The organism is Campylobacter sp. 2352 PW, from assembly GCF_024723575.1.
Taxonomy (GTDB): domain Bacteria; phylum Campylobacterota; class Campylobacteria; order Campylobacterales; family Campylobacteraceae; genus Campylobacter_D.
Genome location: NZ_JANQCX010000003.1, coordinates 75,167 through 93,964 on the forward strand (window position 1 = coordinate 75,167; position 18,798 = coordinate 93,964).

20 protein-coding genes and 1 other RNA gene are annotated in these 18,798 nt (G+C 30.0%); 4 read left to right on the top strand and 17 right to left on the bottom strand.

Features of this window, described 5'->3' with window-relative positions; all coding sequences use genetic code 11:
• Nucleotides 1-7 precede the first annotated feature (7 nt).
• Nucleotides 8-332, top strand: an RNA gene (gene rnpB / locus CAMP5121_RS02455) — RNase P RNA component class A.
• On the opposite strand, the gene CAMP5121_RS02460 is transcribed toward rnpB, so the two are convergent.
• From CAMP5121_RS02460 to CAMP5121_RS02540, 17 genes are all read right to left on the bottom strand, one after another.
• On the bottom strand, nt 327-563 hold the full coding sequence (locus CAMP5121_RS02460; protein WP_263679417.1) for a hypothetical protein: 237 nt from the start codon (nt 561-563) through the stop codon (nt 327-329). The two genes, rnpB and CAMP5121_RS02460, sit on opposite strands and share 6 nt — an antisense overlap.
• Nucleotides 539-910, bottom strand: a complete 372-nt coding sequence (gene fliS, locus CAMP5121_RS02465; protein WP_257928202.1) for a flagellar export chaperone FliS — start codon at nt 908-910, stop codon at nt 539-541. Before fliS ends, CAMP5121_RS02460 begins: the two co-directional genes overlap by 25 nt.
• Before the next feature lie 18 nt (nt 911-928).
• On the bottom strand, nt 929-3,229 hold the full coding sequence (fliD, locus tag CAMP5121_RS02470) for a flagellar filament capping protein FliD (protein WP_337214699.1): 2,301 nt from the start codon (nt 3,227-3,229) through the stop codon (nt 929-931).
• Between the two features lie 2 nt (nt 3,230-3,231).
• Entirely contained in the window at nt 3,232-3,573 is a 342-nt protein-coding gene (locus CAMP5121_RS02475; protein ID WP_263679419.1) for a FlaG family protein, read from the bottom strand.
• A 121-nt stretch (nt 3,574-3,694) separates the two neighbouring features.
• Nucleotides 3,695-5,488, bottom strand: coding sequence for a menaquinone biosynthesis decarboxylase (locus CAMP5121_RS02480; RefSeq protein WP_337214700.1), 1,794 nt, complete (start codon nt 5,486-5,488; stop codon nt 3,695-3,697).
• The gene (hemC, locus tag CAMP5121_RS02485) at nt 5,489-6,415 is read right to left on the bottom strand and encodes a hydroxymethylbilane synthase (protein WP_263727929.1); all 927 of its coding nucleotides are present in this window, start codon (nt 6,413-6,415) and stop codon (nt 5,489-5,491) included.
• Nucleotides 6,406-6,801 (bottom strand): FxsA family protein, encoded by a 396-nt coding sequence (locus tag CAMP5121_RS02490; protein ID WP_337214701.1) that lies wholly within the window; start codon nt 6,799-6,801, stop codon nt 6,406-6,408. Before CAMP5121_RS02490 ends, hemC begins: the two co-directional genes overlap by 10 nt.
• Nucleotides 6,798-8,498, bottom strand: coding sequence for a proline--tRNA ligase (locus tag CAMP5121_RS02495; RefSeq protein ID WP_337214738.1), 1,701 nt, complete (start codon nt 8,496-8,498; stop codon nt 6,798-6,800). Before CAMP5121_RS02495 ends, CAMP5121_RS02490 begins: the two co-directional genes overlap by 4 nt.
• On the bottom strand, nt 8,485-9,792 hold the full coding sequence (gene hemA / locus CAMP5121_RS02500) for a glutamyl-tRNA reductase (protein WP_337214702.1): 1,308 nt from the start codon (nt 9,790-9,792) through the stop codon (nt 8,485-8,487). The genes CAMP5121_RS02495 and hemA overlap by 14 nt, the downstream gene beginning before the upstream one ends.
• Nucleotides 9,792-10,685, bottom strand: a complete 894-nt coding sequence (locus CAMP5121_RS02505; RefSeq protein ID WP_337214703.1) for a polyprenyl synthetase family protein — start codon at nt 10,683-10,685, stop codon at nt 9,792-9,794. The genes hemA and CAMP5121_RS02505 overlap by 1 nt, the downstream gene beginning before the upstream one ends.
• A gap of 47 nt (nt 10,686-10,732) precedes the next feature.
• Nucleotides 10,733-11,140, bottom strand: coding sequence for an exporting protein (locus CAMP5121_RS02510; protein ID WP_263679458.1), 408 nt, complete (start codon nt 11,138-11,140; stop codon nt 10,733-10,735).
• Between the two features lie 29 nt (nt 11,141-11,169).
• Complete coding sequence (locus CAMP5121_RS02515) at nt 11,170-11,433, bottom strand: DUF2018 family protein (protein ID WP_039618310.1); 264 nt, start codon at nt 11,431-11,433, stop codon at nt 11,170-11,172.
• 3 nt (nt 11,434-11,436) lie between these two features.
• Nucleotides 11,437-12,063 carry an HAD family hydrolase gene (locus tag CAMP5121_RS02520; protein ID WP_337214704.1) on the bottom strand — a complete coding sequence of 209 codons (627 nt, stop codon included), beginning with the start codon at nt 12,061-12,063 and terminating at the stop codon, nt 11,437-11,439.
• Nucleotides 12,060-12,392 (bottom strand): hypothetical protein, encoded by a 333-nt coding sequence (locus CAMP5121_RS02525; RefSeq protein ID WP_263682261.1) that lies wholly within the window; start codon nt 12,390-12,392, stop codon nt 12,060-12,062. Before CAMP5121_RS02525 ends, CAMP5121_RS02520 begins: the two co-directional genes overlap by 4 nt.
• Nucleotides 12,389-14,014 (bottom strand): cation:proton antiporter domain-containing protein, encoded by a 1,626-nt coding sequence (locus tag CAMP5121_RS02530; protein WP_337214705.1) that lies wholly within the window; start codon nt 14,012-14,014, stop codon nt 12,389-12,391. The genes CAMP5121_RS02525 and CAMP5121_RS02530 overlap by 4 nt, the downstream gene beginning before the upstream one ends.
• Nucleotides 14,015-14,040: 26 nt before the next feature.
• Nucleotides 14,041-14,415 carry a heat shock protein transcriptional repressor HspR gene (locus CAMP5121_RS02535; protein WP_039668403.1) on the bottom strand — a complete coding sequence of 125 codons (375 nt, stop codon included), beginning with the start codon at nt 14,413-14,415 and terminating at the stop codon, nt 14,041-14,043.
• Between the two features lie 12 nt (nt 14,416-14,427).
• Nucleotides 14,428-15,300, bottom strand: a complete 873-nt coding sequence (locus CAMP5121_RS02540; protein ID WP_337214706.1) for a J domain-containing protein — start codon at nt 15,298-15,300, stop codon at nt 14,428-14,430.
• A gap of 150 nt (nt 15,301-15,450) precedes the next feature.
• Between CAMP5121_RS02540 and CAMP5121_RS02545 the strand changes: the two genes are divergently transcribed.
• From CAMP5121_RS02545 to CAMP5121_RS02555, 3 genes are read left to right on the top strand one after another with little or no spacing between them, the layout of a single operon-like run.
• Nucleotides 15,451-16,869, top strand: coding sequence for a DegQ family serine endoprotease (locus tag CAMP5121_RS02545; protein WP_337214707.1), 1,419 nt, complete (start codon nt 15,451-15,453; stop codon nt 16,867-16,869).
• Between the two features lie 12 nt (nt 16,870-16,881).
• Nucleotides 16,882-17,556 carry a response regulator transcription factor gene (locus CAMP5121_RS02550; RefSeq protein ID WP_039626094.1) on the top strand — a complete coding sequence of 225 codons (675 nt, stop codon included), beginning with the start codon at nt 16,882-16,884 and terminating at the stop codon, nt 17,554-17,556.
• The gene (locus tag CAMP5121_RS02555) at nt 17,553-18,794 is read left to right on the top strand and encodes an ArsS family sensor histidine kinase (protein ID WP_087700579.1); all 1,242 of its coding nucleotides are present in this window, start codon (nt 17,553-17,555) and stop codon (nt 18,792-18,794) included. The genes CAMP5121_RS02550 and CAMP5121_RS02555 overlap by 4 nt, the downstream gene beginning before the upstream one ends.
• Nucleotides 18,795-18,798: the final 4 nt, after the last annotated feature.

Sequence of the window (18,798 nt, forward strand, 5' to 3'; positions counted from 1 at the left end):
ATTTGTCTAAACATGGCAAGCGATCGCTTCTTTTTGAAGAGGAAAGTCCGAGCTGCAATAAGACAAAGATTCCATCTAATGGATGGCTAGGGCAACCTAAGGGAAAGTGCAACAGAAAGAAAACTACCATATTTTATATGGAAAAGGTGAAACGGTAGAGTAAGAGCCTACCAGTAGCTTTGGTAACAAAGCTAGCTATGTAAACCCAATCTGCAGCAAGAAGGGGTGGTTTTTGTCTTATAATATAACCCTTCGCTTGAACTTGTTTGTAAAAACAAGTCTAGATAAATGATCGTTCTTGACAGAACTCGGCTTATAGCCATGTTTTACTTTATGTAAGCAGAAGCTTTTTTGAGTTTTTGTAAATTAACAGCTATTTCATCTTGCTTTTTTTTCATAAAAGCTATCGCTTCATTAGTTAGCGCTAAAGCCTCATTGGGGCAATCTTTATAATCCGGTTTTTCCATAAGTTTAACTATTTTTTCTACATCTTCAGTATAAACAGCTAGTTTAAACTCATCAATCCATTTTTTTTCACTCATTTTTGGTGTACTTCTCTCCAAGCTTCCAATAAGCCTTTTACTACATTTATTACTTCATCCACTCTTGCTTCATTGTTTTCTATGTTTGCTAAAGAAAGAAGTTGTAATTCTCTAGTGTATAAGCCACTTAAATAATGTGCTACTTCGCCGCCCTTGTCATAATCAAGACAATTTAACAATTCAATAAAAATAGCACTAGCTCTTTTTACATAATACACTCTTTCTTCTATATTTTCATTTTGTATAGCTATTTTTATCCTACTTGAAAAGCGTAAAATCCCACTATATAGCATTTCTATAAGTTTCTCTTGGGATTCTACACCAGTTTGATTTTGTGAATATGCGCTATAAACTGCACTATTTAGCATTTAAACCCTTTCTTTATTTTAAGAATTTTGATTATTTGCTGCATTAATCATATTTGCAATAACACTTGCTTGGTTATTTAGTTTTGCAATGATACCATCATATGCTGCCCATCTTGACCACATTGTATCATATCTACTTTCTATGGAAGCTTTGGTGCTTTCTATGGTTTCATTTAGATTTTTTGATTCTTTTGTTAAAGATTCTTTGTAACCTCCAAATGAACCTTCAGAACTCATTATTTCACCCATGGTATTTTTTAGCATACCAAAAGTTCCAGTTTCTTCTTTATAAACTGAATATAAGGTTCTAGAACTTAAACCAAATTTTTTCAAAAATTCATTATCACCTTGAATTTCTAAGTTACTACCTGAAGTTCCTTTGATTTTAAATTGAATTTGTTGATTTTGATTACCTTGGTTAATGATTTCAAAGCTAGCCTCTAAACCTTCTAAGCCAAAACTATTTATATGATCAACCAAATTTTTAGCTTTTTCAATATCATCTGCACCTGTTAATACAAAAGGATCTCCATTTGGAGTTTTGCTTAAATCTATGGTTGTATCATTATAAGTGATAGTAAAACTACCTTCTTTAAATTCTATATTTTCACTGCCAAGATTACTTACTCTATCACCAGCTAAATCAATATCTTCAAAACCATTACTTCCTACGAAAAATTTTTCAGCTAATTCAGGATCTTCGCTAAATTTAGAGTTAAATTTTCCTGAATCAAAAGATAAAACACCATCATTTAACGTTAAGCCATAATCAGCCAAAGATAAACTTACTTTAGAGGAAACTTCAATCCCTTCTGAACTTTCACTATCACCAACTGTAACAGTTCCATCTACTGTTATAGTTTGAAGTAAAATATTGTTTATTTCAGATTTTATATTATAAATTTCGCTAACACCTACGAAATTTCCTTTTGTACCTGCATCAGGATCGTACTTTGTTGCTGCGTTAAGATTTATCATTAAATCATTATAAGCAGTAGCTAAACTTTCTAAAGATTGCGCAAGTGCTTCAGTGTCTTGAGAAACGTTAAAAGTTATCTCTCCTTTTTGTTTTAACTCTAAGGTAACATCTGGAGCTATATCAGTGATAGTATTAGTTGGTCTTGTCATTTTAACACCATCTACACTAAAGATAGCGTCCATGCCTTTTTGGATATGGTTTTCATTATCTGCTTTTACATTATAACCTTGCGGTGTACTTGTATCTAATTCAATACCAAATTTATCTTTCAATAATGAAGTAGCTTTGCTATCTCTAGCATAATTAGCTTGATCTATATTGCCTTCAGCATCAGTTGCATAACCACCATCAAATACGCTTAATTGTCCACCATTGGTAGCTCTAAAAGTTGGAGTTTTACCATCTGCACCAAAGCTTAATTCAACTTTTCCATTGGTTTGTTTTTTTAAGTCCTCTGCTAAACTTTCATAGGTTGTTTGATCATTTATATCAATAGTAAATCTATCATATCTTTCACCGTTTTTAATAACAAAAGTTAAAGATGTTTTTTCTCCTGAGTTAAGTAGTTTATCTGTGGTATTTCCACTCATACTTCCGGTTATTTTATCTTTATCAGTATCTCCAGCACCTGTTGGTCTAAAACCATACAAACCACCAGCGCTAATGCTATCTTTATCAAGTCCCCAACCCATAGCATTTAATAGATCTTCATCACCTGAAAAAGAAATATTATTTTTAGTTCCTGTTTCAGTGCTTTGTACTACTAAGCGGTATGGATTATCTCTATCTCCTGTATTGACTATTTTAGCTTCTACTTTTCCACCTGTTGCGGCATTTATTTTTTCTGCAAGCTGAGATACAGTAGTGCTTTCATCAATATCGATTTTATAATCTTTTCCATCTTGGGTAATAGTAAAAGAAGTTTTGCCATCTGTGCCTTTTATACCTAAACTACCCATTACAGTAGCAGTCTTATCTTTAAATCCATTACTTTGATATACGTCTTTTTGTGCAAGTTGATCAACAATAACTTTCATGTTTGTAAGATTAGATAAAGATCCTACTACTAGGCTTGCAGCAGCACTATCTCCACTTACGCTAGGTGATACTTTTTTCTTGTTAAATTGTGAAGCATCACCTAAGCTATTTACGGCTGTTTGAAACGCAAGTAGCTTAGCTTCAAGTTCTGCTAGGTCTTTTTGTCTTGAAGTATTAGTTTCAAGCTGTGAGTTATAAAGACCTAAATGTGCATTCATTTCTGCTTCTTTTAGCTTGTTTAATGTATCGCTTGTTAAAACTCCTGAGCCTATTCCTAAACTTCCTAAACTACCTACTGCCATAATTAACTCTCCTTATCAAAAATAGTGCCAATAACACCTTGAAAATGTTCTATTAGCTTCATAACTTCCTCGCTAGGAATTTTGCGTATTAACCTACCAGTATCTTTTTCGGTTACACTAACATACATTTCATTGATTTTATCATTATATGCAAAACGTACGTTTGTTTCTAGTGTTTCCATTTGATTATTAAGTTTTTCTGTTGCATTTTTTAATTTTTCATTTAAATTCTCATCTTGATTATTTAAATTAGTTTGCTGTTGATTTTCTTGAGATACTTTTCCAGTACTTTTTGTATTAAATTGTGCTGTGTTTGCATCCCTTTGAATATTTCCAATGTCCATTTTAAACTCCTTTTTAAAAGACTTTAAAATACTCTATCGACATAATTTTAAAAAACTTAATATTTAGATTAAAAATCTCTATATTATTAATAAGCAAAAAGTGTTCTCAAAAAGCTTAAAATTAAAAAATTTCAAACTTTTTGAATAATTTTTCATCATTTGGAAGTAAATTTCTTGTAATAAGTCTATCTATGACTTCTTTAGAGCAATTTGTCATTAAAGGCCATTCTTTATGATAATCTTCTAATGATCCTTTATTTGTTGCATCAATCGCAATGCAATCTTTTTTGATAAATATATCTCTTTTTGCATCTATATTATTTACCACACGCCAAATTAGCATATAAGGATTTTCTAAAATAGCATCTGTATCTAAAAAAACTAAAATTCTAAAATGCTTTTTACAGGTTTGTAATTTTTCAAAAACCTGAACAATTTTTTCTTTTTTATCTATCAAAATCACGCAAACTGGAGCAAAGGTTTGAGTGTAAAATTGCTTTAATTTTAAAATACTTTGATCTCTTTCTTTAAAAAATGAAAGTAAAGCCTCATCGCTTAGAATTTCAAGTTCAACTTTTTTCTCATCACCACATGCATCAAGCCCTGCTTTACCACCATAACAATAAGTGCTTGAAGCATGGTCGAGTTGATCGCAAATTCCTTCGCTAATAAGTAATTTTTCTTCATCAAAGCGATTGAGTATATAAGGTATGAGTTTGTCATAATCTTTCAAACAAGGCGCATTTTCATCAACAAAAATAGTATGTTTTACAAAACTCATTTGCCCTACTCCCCAAAAAGTATGCATGACTTGTTTTGCATGAGCTGGGTATTTTGCTTCTATTTTGGCCAAGATTAGATTATGAAAAACTCCATTTTCAGGCATGTTATAATCTATCAAATCAGGAGCATTTGTCTGAAGTAAAGGCAAAAAAACTCTTTCTGTTCCAAGCCCCATGTATTTATCTTCTAAAGGTGGTTTTCCTACAACAGTAGCTTGATAAATCGCATTTTTTTTAGCAAAGATTTTTTCTACTTTTAAAATAGGACAAAGCTCAACCGGAGTATAAAAACCTGTATGGTCTCCAAAAGGTCCCTCAGGTGCGAATTCATTTGGATCTACAAAGCCCTCAATTATAAAGTCACTATCATAAGGTACATAAAGATGGTTACTTTTGCATTTTGCCAAAATGGCAGGTTTTTTCTTGATAAAACCATAAAGTAAAAGTTCAAAAATTCCTTTTGGCAAAGGTGCTTGAGCACACCAAATATATAAAGGATCTCCACCTATGGCTATGCTTACTGGCATTTTTTGATTTGCTTTTTTATACTCATGGAAAAAATGGCTCGCATCTTTGTGAATTTGCCAATGCATAAGCAAGGTTTTTTTATCAACCACTTGTAAACGATACATTCCAAGATTATTTTGCTTTCCATCTATACTTTGAGTATAAACTTGCCCCATGGTGATAAAAGGCGCAGCGTCTTTTTCCCAAGTTTTTAAAATAGGCATATCATATAATGAATTTAAGCTTTTATAGTTGAATTCTCCATCTTTTTTAATGCGTTTTGGTGGGATATTTTTTAAATCAAGCAAGGTTTTGAAAAAATTTAATTTTGCACCAAAGCTTTGTGGTATATGCATTTTAAGTAAAGATCTAATTTCTTTAGCTACATCTTCATAGTCTTTTTCAAATGCTAATTTTAAAGCTTTTTCATTACAAAAAGTATTTAAAAGAACAGGATAATCGTATTTTTTACCATTTTTTACTGCATTAGTAAAAAGTAAGGCTTTTGAGTCTTCTTTTTTAACTTCTATATAAGCTAAATGTGCCATTTCAAGATCAACATCAACGGGTTCATGAATGGTTTTTAATAAATTATTTTTTTCTAAAAGCTCTACGAATTTTTGCATTTATATCATACTCTCTGCTTCTTTTAAAATTTCTTTTGCACCTTTTGCTATCATTTCTTTAGCTAAAAGCTCGCCCGCTTTTGCGTAATCTTGCTTATTAATCATTCTTTTTTCTTTGAGAATTTTACTTGCATCAGGTAAGCCTACTATGGCGCGAATCTCTATTTTTTCATCAATGATTTTTGCATTAATACCTATAGGTACTTGGCAGCCACCTTCTAGAGTTTTTATAAAATCTCTTTCTATATGGGTTTCTATAAAGGCATTTTCATCATTTAAACATTCAAGGTATTTTAAAATTTGTTTATCATCAATGCTTTCTATACCTAAAGCTCCTTGGGAAGCTGCGGGTATCATCTCATCAAGTTCAAAAGCTCTAATGTATTTTATTTCTTTATCTAAACCTAAGCGTTTAATACCAGCTAAAGCCAAAATAATAGCGTCAAATTCTTTAGCTTTAAGTTTTTCTAAGCGCGAGTTGATATTACCTCTTAGAGAAATGATGTTTAAATCAGGCCTTAACGCTAAAAGTTGCATTCTTCTTCTAAGACTTGTAGTGCCTACTTTTGCACCTTTTGGAAGAGCATTTAAGCTCTCATAATACTCACTTAAAAAAGCATCATTTACCACTTCTCTTTTTGAAATAGCAGCTAAAACTAAGCCATCAGGAAAGAAGCTCGGCACATCTTTTAAGCTATGCACAGCTAAATGCGAATCGCCTCTTAACATACTTTCTTCAAGTTCTTTTGTAAAAAGTCCTTTTCCGCCTATTTTAGCCAAAGGTGAATCAAGTAAAACATCACCTTTAGTTTTAAAACCCTCTAAAGAAATTTCTAATTCAGGATGTGTCTGTGATAATTTATTTTTTATATATTCGCTTTGCCATAATGCAAGTTGGCTTTTTCTTGTTGCGATGATTAATTGCATTTTTTATGCTCCTGTATGATTTCTACATCTATGATTTCTTCTTCGTTGTTCGTTTGATGATATTTTCTTTTTTGTTTTGTAAATAATTTTAATATCATCATGAAAAATAAGAGTAAAATTCCTAAAAATGTACTTAAAATTCCTGGTATTAAAAGCAAAATTCCTACTATGGTTAAAGAAAATAATTTAACCATACCAAATAAATTTGTATTGGTATTTTGCATAGTGATGAGATTTGTCCAAGTCTTTGCTAAAAACATTACACCTAAAAACATACTTGCAAAAACTATCATAAAAAAATTTAAAAAACCAAAAAAGGTTATAAATAAAATACTGGCGATTAATTCTAAAATCAAAAATGCACTTAAATTTGTTTTTACCATCATAGAATTTTCTTTAAGTGTGAAATTACTTCTTGGGTTTTCAAAACTTGTTTTTCTAAGGTATTTCTATGGATCAACTCTACTTCATCATTTTCTAAGCCCTTACCTATAACTAAAGCATAAGGAAAGCCCATTAATTCAAAATCATTAATCTTTACACCAAAACGCTCATTTCTATCATCAAATAAAATCTCTTTATCACTAAAATGAGTGTAAATTTGTTCAGCAAATTCCATAGCTTTTGTATCTTTTATATTAGAAACGATAATATCTAAAACAAAAGGAGCTAGAGTTTTATTCCAAATACAACCTTTTTCATCATGGCTTGCTTCTATAGCAACAGCTACTAAACGGCTCACTCCCATACCATAACAACCCATAGTGAAAAATTGAGCTTTACCATTTTCATCTAAATAGCTTGCATTCATTGCTTTTGAGTATTTATTTCCAAGTTTAAAAATATGGCCTACTTCAATACCCTTGCTTTGCTTAAGCTTGTGCTGACATTTTGGACAAAGATCATGTTCTTTAACTGCTACAAGATCTTTAAAGCGTTCTTTATTTAAATTTACAACATTGATTCCGACTAAATGATAATCTTTTTTATTTGCACCAATAATCATATTTGTTTCATTTTCAAGCTCATGATCAATATAAAAATCAACGCCATTTAATCCTACAAAGCCGATAAACCCTGGCACTAAACCCGCTTTTTCTAATTCTTCTTCACTTACATCAACTAATTCTAGTGCATTTGCTGCATTTAGTGCTTTAACTTCTTGTAATTCATCATCACCGCGTATAAAAAATACTATAATTTTTTCTTCATTTTCATAAATAGCTTTTTTAGCAATAGCTTTAATAGTATAGTAAGGGTTAATTTTAAAAAATTCCGCTAATTCTTCTATAGTTTTTACATTTGGAGTGTGAAATTGTGTAGCAAAATCAGCCTCTGGCCTTTCATCTTCACAACTTTTTTTAGCTCTTTTTGCTGCTTCAATATTTGCAGCATAATCACAATGTTCACATAATAATATATCATCCTCGCCATTTTTAGCCAAAACCATAAATTCTTTTGAACCGCTTCCACCAATAGCCCCGCTATCAGCTTCAACAGCTCTAAATTCAAGCCCTAATCTTGTAAGAATTTTACTATAAGTTTCATGCATAAGATTAAATTCTTTGTCTAAATCAGCTTCGCTAGCATGAAAGCTATAGCCATCTTTCATTAAAAATTCCCTACATCTTAAAAGTCCAAATCTAGGCCTAGCTTCATCTCTAAATTTAAGTCCTATTTGATACAAATGCAAAGGAAGTTGTTTGTAAGAATTTATTTTATTTCTTACTAAAGCTACCATAGCTTCTTCATGGGTTGGCCCTAAAACAAAATCATTTTCTTTTCTATCTTTAAAGCGTAAAAGCTCTTTACCAAAAACATTAAATCTCCCACTTTCTTTCCAAAGTTCAGCTGGGGTATTAAAACTTAAATTTACTTCTAAAGCCCCTGCTTTATCCATTTCTTCTTTGATGATATTTTTAATCTTATCTAAAACTCTTTTTCCTAAAGGTAAAAAATTATACAAACCACTTCCAATTTGTTCTACAAAGGCACCTTTAACTAAAAATATATGACTTGGTAAAGTAGCATCTTTTGGATTTTCTTTTGTGCTTATGGCATAAAATTTACTAAATTTCATGATTATTCTCCAAATTAAATTCACATTTATAAAGGTTTAAACCTTCCATATTTTCATTTTTTAAATCAAACACATAACGCATAGCATTAATTACTGAATCATTTTGCATAGTTCCGCTTAGTTTTTTTAAATTTACGCTAGGATGATGTAAAAATGCATTCATTACTTGTCTTATAAGCTTTCTTGCTTCTTCATGGTTTGAGTGCTTTAAATATCCTTTATCTATAGCCTTTTGTAATTGTTCTTTAGCGATTTCATCAGCTTGTAAGCGTAATTGCTTAACTAAAGGCAAGGTTGCTAGTTTGCTTAGATGTTGAAAAAACTCATTTGTCATAGTACCTACTATGGAATAAGCAATTTGGGCTTGGTGTTCTCTTAGAGTTAAATTTTTTCTTACAACTTCTTCTAAATCATCAACAGCATAAACTATATTTTTTTCATTTGCTTTTACATCAATATCCCTAGGCACTGCTATATCAAAAAAATATCTTTTATAATCTTTTTCTTCTAATAAATCATTGGTTATGATAGCATGTGGAGCGTTTGTGGCGCTAAAAAATATCTCATATTGATTTAGTACTTCTTTTAAATTTGCAATACTCTCATAGCTTGCATTTTCACCTAAATCCTCGCAAAGCTTTTGGGCATTTTGTATATCTCTATTTAATATCAATACTTTAGCCTTGGCATTTAGCAAATGCTTACAGGCTAGTTCGCTCATTTCCCCTGCACCTACTACAACAGCAGTTTTATTTTCTAAATTTACAAGTTCTTTAGCTTTTGCCACCGCCACTGAAGCAACCGAAATAGGATTTTTAGAAATTTCAGTTTGATTTCTAACATTTGCCGCACATTTAAAAGCATAATGCACTGCTCTAGTTATATGCACACCACATCTTTGCTCTTGCAGGGCAAATTTATAAGCATCTTTTAATTGTCCAGCAATTTGTGTTTCACCAATAACCAAGCTATCAAGCGAACTTGCCACAGAAAATAAATGATGAATGGCTCCGCTATCTTCGTAAAAATCAGCCTTGATGCTTAAATTTTCTCTATCAACTCCACAAAGCAAACTAAGTGTTTTTAAAATATGCTCATTAATGCTTTCAACATCCCCAACAAAAAGAAAAATTTCAACCCTATTGCAAGTACTAAGCACTAAGCTTTCTAAAATTTTATTATTAGTATGGATTAGCTTTAGTAATTCTCTTTTTTTGTCTTCATTAGAAAAGGAAAGTTTTTCTCTAGTAGCAATATCTGTATTTTTATGTGTAAAACTGATGCAGTAATAATGCATTAAAATTCCCTTTCTATCATGCTTTTGATAATATCTTCTAAATCTTTTATATTGTATTTTTTTATAGCTTTTAGTGCGTTATTTGCATAAGTGTTTAGTTCTTGGCCAACTTGATCAAAAATTTCATGCTCTTGCATTTTATTTTTAATCCAAGCAAACTCATTCACACTTAAATCTTTCTTGTGGTAAGACTTAAGTATTTCTTGATCTTGTGGATTTAATTTTTCGTGTAAATACATATAAGCAAGAGTGGTTTTACCTTCTTTAAAATCATTCATAGCAGGTTTACCTAAAGTTTGCTCATCACCTTTGATATCTAAAATATCATCTACAATTTGAAAAGCTAAACCTAAATTTTTACCATATTCTGCAAAATCATCTTCATTTAAATTAGCAAGTATTGCTCCACACCTTGCGCTAGCTTCGATTAAAATGGCTGTTTTATTATATATCATTTGTAAATAAGCATTTTTATCAGTATTGAAAGTTTCGCTTAAATTTACATCCATTAATTCACCAACAGAAAGCATTACAACAGCATTAGAGATAATTTTTGCTAATTTTAAATCAATCAAAGAAAGTTCATAGAAGGCTTTTGAGTATAAAATATCTCCAAGCATGATGGCATTTTTAGCTCCAAATTGTGCATTGATAGACTTTACACCTCTTCTTAATTTTGCTTCATCAATCACATCATCGTGCAATAAGCTTGCAGCATGAATTAACTCTATAATAGCACAGATTTTATAGCTAATATCACTTTCCCCAGCTATTTTTAAAAGTAGTTTTGAGCGTAATTTTTTACCACCTTGAAGTTTTGAACTCATGGTTAAAATAGGCTCATAATTTAATTCAGATAAAAATTCATGCATATACTGATCGATCTTTTGCACTATGCTTTCCTTAGTTTTCTTATAATTATATTTTATTAAATTTTACTTTAGTTTTGATTAAGAGTGGCTTTTCTAGGGTCTAAAAATTCTACTTCTAATTTCTTATCTCTATCTTCTATATACACAGTAAAAATAGCCTCACCTTTTTTAAAATCACTAAATTCAAGTATCAATCTTGCTCTATCTATATGAGGATTTTTATAATCAGGCACTAAGGTTTGATCAACCCAGTTTAAATTTCTTCTTAAAGACATCACAAATTGTCTAGGGTATTTTTTATACTTTGAATGAACAATGATATTAGTTTGATCAAATAAAGTCCATGAGAAGTCAAAATAATAAATCTCATCAGGATAGTCAATTTCTTTTATTTTTACACTTGCTTTTTCATCTTTACTCAGGGTAAATTTATAAGTATAATCAAAAAATACTTCAGCTTTTAAAAAATTAAACATCAAAAATAAAGATAAAAGTAAACGCAAAATCAACCCTCATGCCCTAAAATTTCAGCACTTAAGCCTATGTAAAAATCATTTTTTCTCTCATCTATTAAGAGTGAATTTTCCATTTGAAATTGCGCTACATCGCTTTCGTTTAAATTATTTTTTTCTAAAAGCTCTATCATAGCGATATGATCGGCTAATAATTTTTCTAAAACATTTTCCAATGCACCTAAATTTGCATATTTTATTGTTTCAATAAATTTTTCTTTAGGGCTTTTTGCAAACATTTCATCAAAAATATCCATTTTTTAACCTTTCATGTGAGTTTGAATTTTTTCTATTAAAGTAGTTTTATCGTTAACTTCATCTAAATCTTTAGTTTCTTTTTGCCAAGAAATATGTATATAATCCATCTTAGCATTTTTAGCACAAAGTCTGTCTTTTAAACTATCACCTACAAAAATACTTTTTTCATATTTTGCTTCATCTGCGATTAATCTTAGCATCATAGGATCAGGCTTAGCTTCTATACCATAACTAACACCTAGTATTTTATCAAAATATGAAAGAATGTTTTGTTTTTTTAAAATAGGCACCAAGCTTTCTTGAGGTGCATTAGTAGCTATAGCCAGATAACAATCGTTTTTTTTACAAAATTCCAAAACCTCAAGCACACCATCAAAAAGCACCACACTTTGATCATAATGCTTAATAAAATATTTCTCATAACCTTCTTTAAAGCTAGTATGCGAGTAAGTATCAACCCCATAAAAAATCTTAGCATAATTTTGCCCAGGAGTATTGATAGTATCTAAAATAAACTCTCTTTTTAAAGGTTCTAAATTTAAATCCGCTCTTATTTCATTTACCGCACATACTATAGCATTAGCACTATCTATAAGCGTGCCATCCATATCAAAAATTACATTTATCAATATTCATCCTTAAATTTAATTTTATGTTTGTCTTTTTTATAACTTTGATTATTTTTTAGCTTATACAAAGCATTAGCTTTTGAAGTTAAGGTTTTTTGATCCAAACTCTCATCTAAACACTCATTTACAAAAAGCTCTAAAGCTTTAGTATAAGTAGAATCTAAAAACACCGCTTGAACTTTTTCAAAGATTTTAGCATTTTTTTGCATTCTTTCTCTAAAAAGTGTTAAATCAAAATCTTCCCTTTTTAAAGCATTCACAGCAGAGTTGGTAAATTTTTCCAAAGCTCTTACATATTTAACTCTTAAAGCTTTTTCATCATTTTTCATTCTACTGCACTTGTATTGATTCTACATTGTAATGCTTCTTGTACTAAATTTCTAGCTATTGAAGCTTCAGCATCTACAATGTGTAAATGTTTATCAGTGTGTGGGAAAATGATCTTAGCACCTGTACCACTTGTTTTTAAAACCGTTTGTATGGGTTTATTGAAATTAGAAAGCACTTGATAGAGCATATCAAGTTTAGCTTCATTGCTTATGGTTATAATAGCAACTGAGCATTCTTCTATATTAGCTACTTTTAATGTTTCTACTTGCGCTACACTAGCAAAAAAAACATTCTCATTTCTGCTACGCCCAAGTTCAACTAAATTTAAATCACTTTCTAAAACTAGATATGGAATACCTGTTTTTTTGATCTTTTGCACCACTTCTTGACCTAATCTTGTATAACCAAAAATGATAAAATGATCTTTCATTTTTTGATCACATAGATAAAATTTAGCCATATCATTTTGCTCACCTTCGGCTGCGTTGGCTATTTTTCTAAGATTATTTAAAATAAAAGGTGTTGCAACCATAGTGATGATAGAAACTATAATAAAAATTTGTGCTGTTTTTTCATCTATAAGTGAATTTACTTGCATTAGTGAAAATACCGCTAAAGCAAATTCTCCAATTTGAGAAATACTCAAAGCAGTTTTTAAAGCTACTCTTTTTCTCGTATAAAGGATTAAAAGACCATAAATTACTACAAATTTTATTAATAACACCAAACTTACAAAAACAAAAATCAAAAACCAATTTTCAAAAACTATATGAAAATCAATTTGCAAGCCAACACTGATAAAGAAAAATCCTAAAAGCAAATCCCTAAAAGGAACCAAGTCTGCTTCTATTTTGTGTTTATACTTAGTTTCAGCTATCAAAGCTCCAGCTATGAATGCTCCAAGTGAATATGAAAAACCAAAAGAATGCGCTAAAAAGCTTGCCCCTATTACGGTAAAAAGTATGGTAGCGATGAAAATTTCATTTGCATTAGTCTTAATGATAAATTTTAAAACATAAGTAAAAAGGTATTTGCCTATAAAATAAAGCAAAACAAGTAAAATCACAGCACTGACTAAGGTTGTAAATAAAAGCTTTGAAATATCAGCATTTTGAGAGCTAAATATATCAATCATTAACAGCAGTGGTATCACAGCAATATCTTGAAAAAGCAAAATTCCCAAAGCTTTTCGGCCATATTCTTCATTGATATCGCCACTATCATTAAGTATTTTTAAAACTATTGCTGTAGAAGATAAAGCTAGAGCAAAACCTGCTATCATTGCTATATGGTTTGCTATACCTAAAATATAAGTTACAAGTAAAGTGCAAACCAAGCCACAAGTTAGCATTTGCAAACTTCCATTTAAAAACACTTCTTTTTTCATTGCCAAAAGATGCTTAAATGAAAATTCAAGTCCTATGGTAAACATTAAAAAAACTATACCAAACTCAGCCACATGAATAATGATTTCATTCGTGCTAAAACCATAAAATTCACGCACAAATAAACCTGTAGCTATATAGCCTATAATGGTTGGAATTCCAAATTTTTTAAGTATAACATTAAGTACGACAGCAACTGCTACTGCAGTTAAAAATAAAGTTATAAAAGCATCCACTCACCAACCTTTTTTGTAATGTTTTATTATTTTATTTTTTCTAAAAAAATTAAGTCAAAATTGCTTCTGTGTTTTACTACTGCTCTTGATTTTGAAGGATTATCTCTTCTATCAAGTTCTAATCTTAATTCTTCAATGGTATTTTCAAACTCATCAATTTTTGTTTTTAGTTTTAAAATCACATCAACACCAGCTAAATTAACTCCAAGATCTCTTGTTAAGCGTAAAATCATTTTGATTCTATCTATATCTTTTTGAGAATAAAGTCTCATTTTGCCATCGGTTCTACTTGGTTCAACCAAACCTTCTTTTTCATATTGTCTTAGAGTTTGTGGGTGTATGCTTAAAACCTTTGCAACAACACTTATAAGATACACCGGTTCATCATAACTATGCTCCATTGCATACTCCTTTTAAGGTAATTTTTCTTCTAAAATTTTTACAAATTCAGGATCAAGGCTATTAATATCAGGTATTTTTACATTTAAAATTAAATACATATCTCCATAAAGATCTGTTTTTCTATTTTGCACCCCATAGCCTTTAAGTCTGATTTTTTGATTGTTTTTAGAATTTGGCGGTATGGTGATTTTAACTTCTTTTCTTGGGGTATGTACGCTGATTTTATCTCCAAAAAGTGCTGTTTTTAAGCTAATTTCAACTTTTTTGTATAAATCATCATCTTCTCTTTCATATTCATCGCTTTTTTCAAGCTCTACCTTTAAAATCAAATCTCCTTTTTGTCCTTGAAAGCTTTTTCCCTTACCTCGTATGCGTAGCTTTTCGCCATCTTTTATACCATGTGGAATTTTGATTTTAACTTGTTCGTTGTTGATATTTATAGTATGTTCACCACCTAAAATTCCTTTTTCAAAAGGAATTTTAACACTTGCTTGTAAGTCTAAATCCCCTTCAAAACCTCCAAAACCTCCAAAACCACTTCTAAAATTATTACTAGAGCTAAAGCCTCTGCCAAAACCCCCAAAGCCTCTGCCAAAAATATTATTCAAAATATCATTGATATCAGCTCCGCCTGCATTTCTTGAAAAATCATGAAAACTTTGCCCACCAAACATAGAATCACCATATCTATCATATTGAGCTCTTTTTTTCTCATCACTTAAAATTTCATAAGCGGCGTTAATTTCTTTAAATTTTTCCTCAGCACCTGCTTCTTTATTGATATCTGGGTGGTATTGTCTTGCTAATTTTCTATAAGCTTTTTTTATTTCATCTGCGCTAGCATTTTGCGAAACACCTAGTGTTTCATATAAACTATTACTCATTTTTTTATTCCTTATTTTTTATAAGATTATACCATAAACTTTAGTCTTAGTCAATCAAGTTTTATAAGTTTTAAAACTAAAGGTTTTATTTACAATTGCGTAAAAATAAAATTTTATACTTGCATAAATTGATTTTACAAAGGATAATACATGAAAAAAACTATGGTTCTTTCTTTGGCATTAGCAACTAGTCTTTTTAGTGCTAGTATTGATTTTAAACAAGCAGATGATAATGTAAAAAGATCTTTACCAACTGATAATCAAAATACTATACTTTCTTATCATGATTCTATACAAAAAGTTAAAAATTCAGTTGTGAATATTTCAACTTCTAAAACCGTTCAAAGTAATTCCTTTGGGATTGATGATTTTTTCAATGATCCTTATTTTAAACAATTTTTTGGTTTTGATTTTCCACAAGCTCCAAAAAGTAAAAAAAATAAAAAAGAAGTAGTAAGTTCGCTTGGATCTGGTGTAATTATTTCAAGCGATGGTTATATTATAACAAATAATCATGTTATAGAAGATGCTGAAAAAATTACTGTAAATTTACCTGATTCTAGCACTGAATATAAAGCTAAATTAATCGGGGCTGATCCTAAAACAGATTTAGCAGTGATAAAAATAGAAGCAAAAAACCTACCTGCTGTGGTTTTTGCTGATTCGGATAAATTATTAGAAGGTGATGTAGTATTTGCTCTAGGTAATCCTTTTGGTGTTGGAAGTAGTGTTACAAGTGGGATTATCTCAGCTTTAAATAAAAACAATATAGGTTTAAATCAATATGAAAATTTCATTCAAACGGATGCTTCAATTAATCCTGGAAATTCAGGCGGGGCTTTAGTAGATAGCAGAGGGGCTCTAGTTGGGATAAATTCAGCCATACTTTCAAGAAGTGGAGGAAATAATGGTATAGGCTTTGCAATCCCTTCTAATATGGCAAAATCTATTGCACAAAAACTTATCGAGCATGGAAAAATAGAAAGAGGATATTTAGGTGTAGTTATAGGAGCTTTAACTCAAGATATTAAAAAAGCTTATACTAATCAAGAAGGAGCTTTAATAACAGAAGTTCAAAAAGACTCAGCAGCTTATAATGCGGGATTAAAAAGAGGTGATTTGATTATAAAAGTAGATAAAACTGTGATTAAAAGCCCTATGGATTTAAAAAATTATATAGGAAGTATTGATCCAAAACAAGCTATAGAGGTAACTTATGAAAGAGATAATAAAGTTAAAACAGCTAAATTTATACTAAAAACAGATGAAAAATCGCTACAATATGAAAAAGATTATATTGATGGTTTAAAATTAGTAGAGCTTGATTCTAAAAATAAACAACAATACCGCATACCTGAAAATATTAGTGGTATTTTAATCACTGAAGTTACTCCAAAATCAAAAGCAGAAAAAATAGGCTTTGAGCAAGGTGATATTATTATAGGTATTGATCAATATGAAGTTTCAAATTTTAAAGAATTATCTAAGGCTTTAGAATTAAATAAAGGCAAAGAATATGTTAAAATTTGGATTAATAGAGGTGGTATGGTTAGAGCTTTACTTTTTTAAGAAAGGAAGAAAATGACAAATATTTTAATGATAGAAGATGATTTAGAATTAGCTGAGATTATAGCTGAATATTTAGAGCAATTTGATATGAAAGTAGATATTGCTCATGAACCTTATATAGGTCTTTCAAGACTTGCTTTAAATCCTTATGATTTAATCATTTTAGATTTAAGCTTGCCTGGACTTGATGGACTTGAAGTGTGTGAAGAAATTCGTAAAAAATATGATACACCTATTATCATTTCAAGTGCAAGACATGATATTAGCGATAAGGTTGCTGCGCTTGATTTGGGTGCAGATGATTATTTACCAAAACCATATAATCCTCAAGAGCTTCAAGCAAGGATTAAAAGTCATTTAAGAAGAATTTCAAATACAAAAACCGCTCAAGCTCAAGTTAAAAAAGATCTTGTATATGATAAATATAAACATACTATCACTATGAAAGATCAAGAAATTAGCTTTACCAATGCTGAATTTGATATTTTGAGTTATTTAATTAAAAAAGAAGGTGGAGTGGTGAGTCGTGAAGAACTTGTGTATAATTGTAGCTCTATTAGTGAAGATTCTAGCAATAAAAGTATAGATGTAATCATTAGCAGAATCAGACAAAAAATCGGAGATGATCCTAAAACTCCAAAATACATTCATTCAATCAGAGGTATAGGGTATAAATTAACTCAATGAATAAATCATCAATTTTTTATACCATAACCTTTGTTTTTTTGCTTGCTAGTGTTAGTGTGATTTTGGCATTTTTATGGCTTATAAAATATGATCAGCAAAATTACACTAATGAGCTTAATGCGAAATATTCTTTTATAGCTAATGCAAGATTATTGTATTTTAACCATGTAATTAGCGAAAAAGAATTTTATGAGCAAACAAAAAATTACAAAATGATAGAACTAACAACCCCATCTTCTATAAGAAAAATCATCTACAAAGCTGAAACCATAGCACGCGCTCAAACTAGCACAGGTGTAGTTGAAATCATTACTTTAGAAGATAATGTATATTTAAAAATCATTTTTGATGGTAAGCTTTATTTGTACAAAGATTTAGAATATCAAGGTTATCGTTATTTTGTGATTAAGCTTATTGCTAGTATAGTTGTAATGGTTTTATTGATTTTATATATTTTTATCATTAGAAAATTAAAACCACTTAGAGCTTTAAAAAGACAAATAGATAAATTTGGCGAAAATAAACTCAATGAAATTCAAAATGTCAGTAAAGGCAATGATGAAATTTCTCAAGTAGCAACAGCCTTTTATGAGTCTATTTTGAGAATTCAAAAACTAAACACTTCAAGGCAATTTTTCTTAAGAAATATTATGCATGAGTTAAAAACACCTATTACTAAAGGTTTAATTACTTTAGAAATGCTTGAAGATAGCAAATATAAAGAAAGATTAGTGGGTGCTTTTAATCGTTTGGAAATTTTGATTAATGAATTTGCAGCCATTGAACAAATTACTTCAGGTGCTGGTTTGATTAATTTAAAAAAATACAATATCTTAGATCTTTTAGATGAAGCTAAAGATATAGCTATGAGTGATGATGAAAAAGTAAAAATTAGTATCAAAGAAAGCTTTAGTGTTAATGTTGATTTTAAACTTTTTACCACTGCAATGAAAAATATGATAGATAATGCAACAAAATACTCTGATGAAAATTGCGTTACCATAGAAATAACTAAAGATTATCTTTGCTTTAAAAATAAAGGAAAAGCTTTAGATAAAGACTTGAAATACTACACTCAAGCTTTTACGCAAGGCAAGAAAAACAAAGATAGTTTTGGACTTGGATTATATATTGTTAAGACTATTTTAGATTCTCATAAACTTACACTTTATTATGAATATAAAGATGGTATCAATCATTTTTATTTTAATGATATACAAAATATAATTTTAAACTAGGAAG

Coding starts and splice junctions, on each gene's coding strand:
- fliS (WP_257928202.1), bottom strand. CDS start 910: ATGCTAAATAGTGCAGTTTATAGCGCATATTCACAAAATCAAACTGGT.
- fliD (WP_337214699.1), bottom strand. CDS start 3,229: ATGGCAGTAGGTAGTTTAGGAAGTTTAGGAATAGGCTCAGGAGTTTTA.
- CAMP5121_RS02475 (WP_263679419.1), bottom strand. CDS start 3,573: ATGGACATTGGAAATATTCAAAGGGATGCAAACACAGCACAATTTAAT.
- CAMP5121_RS02480 (WP_337214700.1), bottom strand. CDS start 5,488: ATGCAAAAATTCGTAGAGCTTTTAGAAAAAAATAATTTATTAAAAACC.
- hemC (WP_263727929.1), bottom strand. CDS start 6,415: ATGCAATTAATCATCGCAACAAGAAAAAGCCAACTTGCATTATGGCAA.
- CAMP5121_RS02490 (WP_337214701.1), bottom strand. CDS start 6,801: ATGATGGTAAAAACAAATTTAAGTGCATTTTTGATTTTAGAATTAATC.
- hemA (WP_337214702.1), bottom strand. CDS start 9,792: ATGCATTATTACTGCATCAGTTTTACACATAAAAATACAGATATTGCT.
- CAMP5121_RS02510 (WP_263679458.1), bottom strand. CDS start 11,140: ATGTTTAATTTTTTAAAAGCTGAAGTATTTTTTGATTATACTTATAAA.
- CAMP5121_RS02515 (WP_039618310.1), bottom strand. CDS start 11,433: ATGGATATTTTTGATGAAATGTTTGCAAAAAGCCCTAAAGAAAAATTT.
- CAMP5121_RS02525 (WP_263682261.1), bottom strand. CDS start 12,392: ATGAAAAATGATGAAAAAGCTTTAAGAGTTAAATATGTAAGAGCTTTG.
- CAMP5121_RS02535 (WP_039668403.1), bottom strand. CDS start 14,415: ATGGAGCATAGTTATGATGAACCGGTGTATCTTATAAGTGTTGTTGCA.
- CAMP5121_RS02540 (WP_337214706.1), bottom strand. CDS start 15,300: ATGAGTAATAGTTTATATGAAACACTAGGTGTTTCGCAAAATGCTAGC.
- CAMP5121_RS02545 (WP_337214707.1), top strand. CDS start 15,451: ATGAAAAAAACTATGGTTCTTTCTTTGGCATTAGCAACTAGTCTTTTT.
- CAMP5121_RS02550 (WP_039626094.1), top strand. CDS start 16,882: ATGACAAATATTTTAATGATAGAAGATGATTTAGAATTAGCTGAGATT.
- CAMP5121_RS02555 (WP_087700579.1), top strand. CDS start 17,553: ATGAATAAATCATCAATTTTTTATACCATAACCTTTGTTTTTTTGCTT.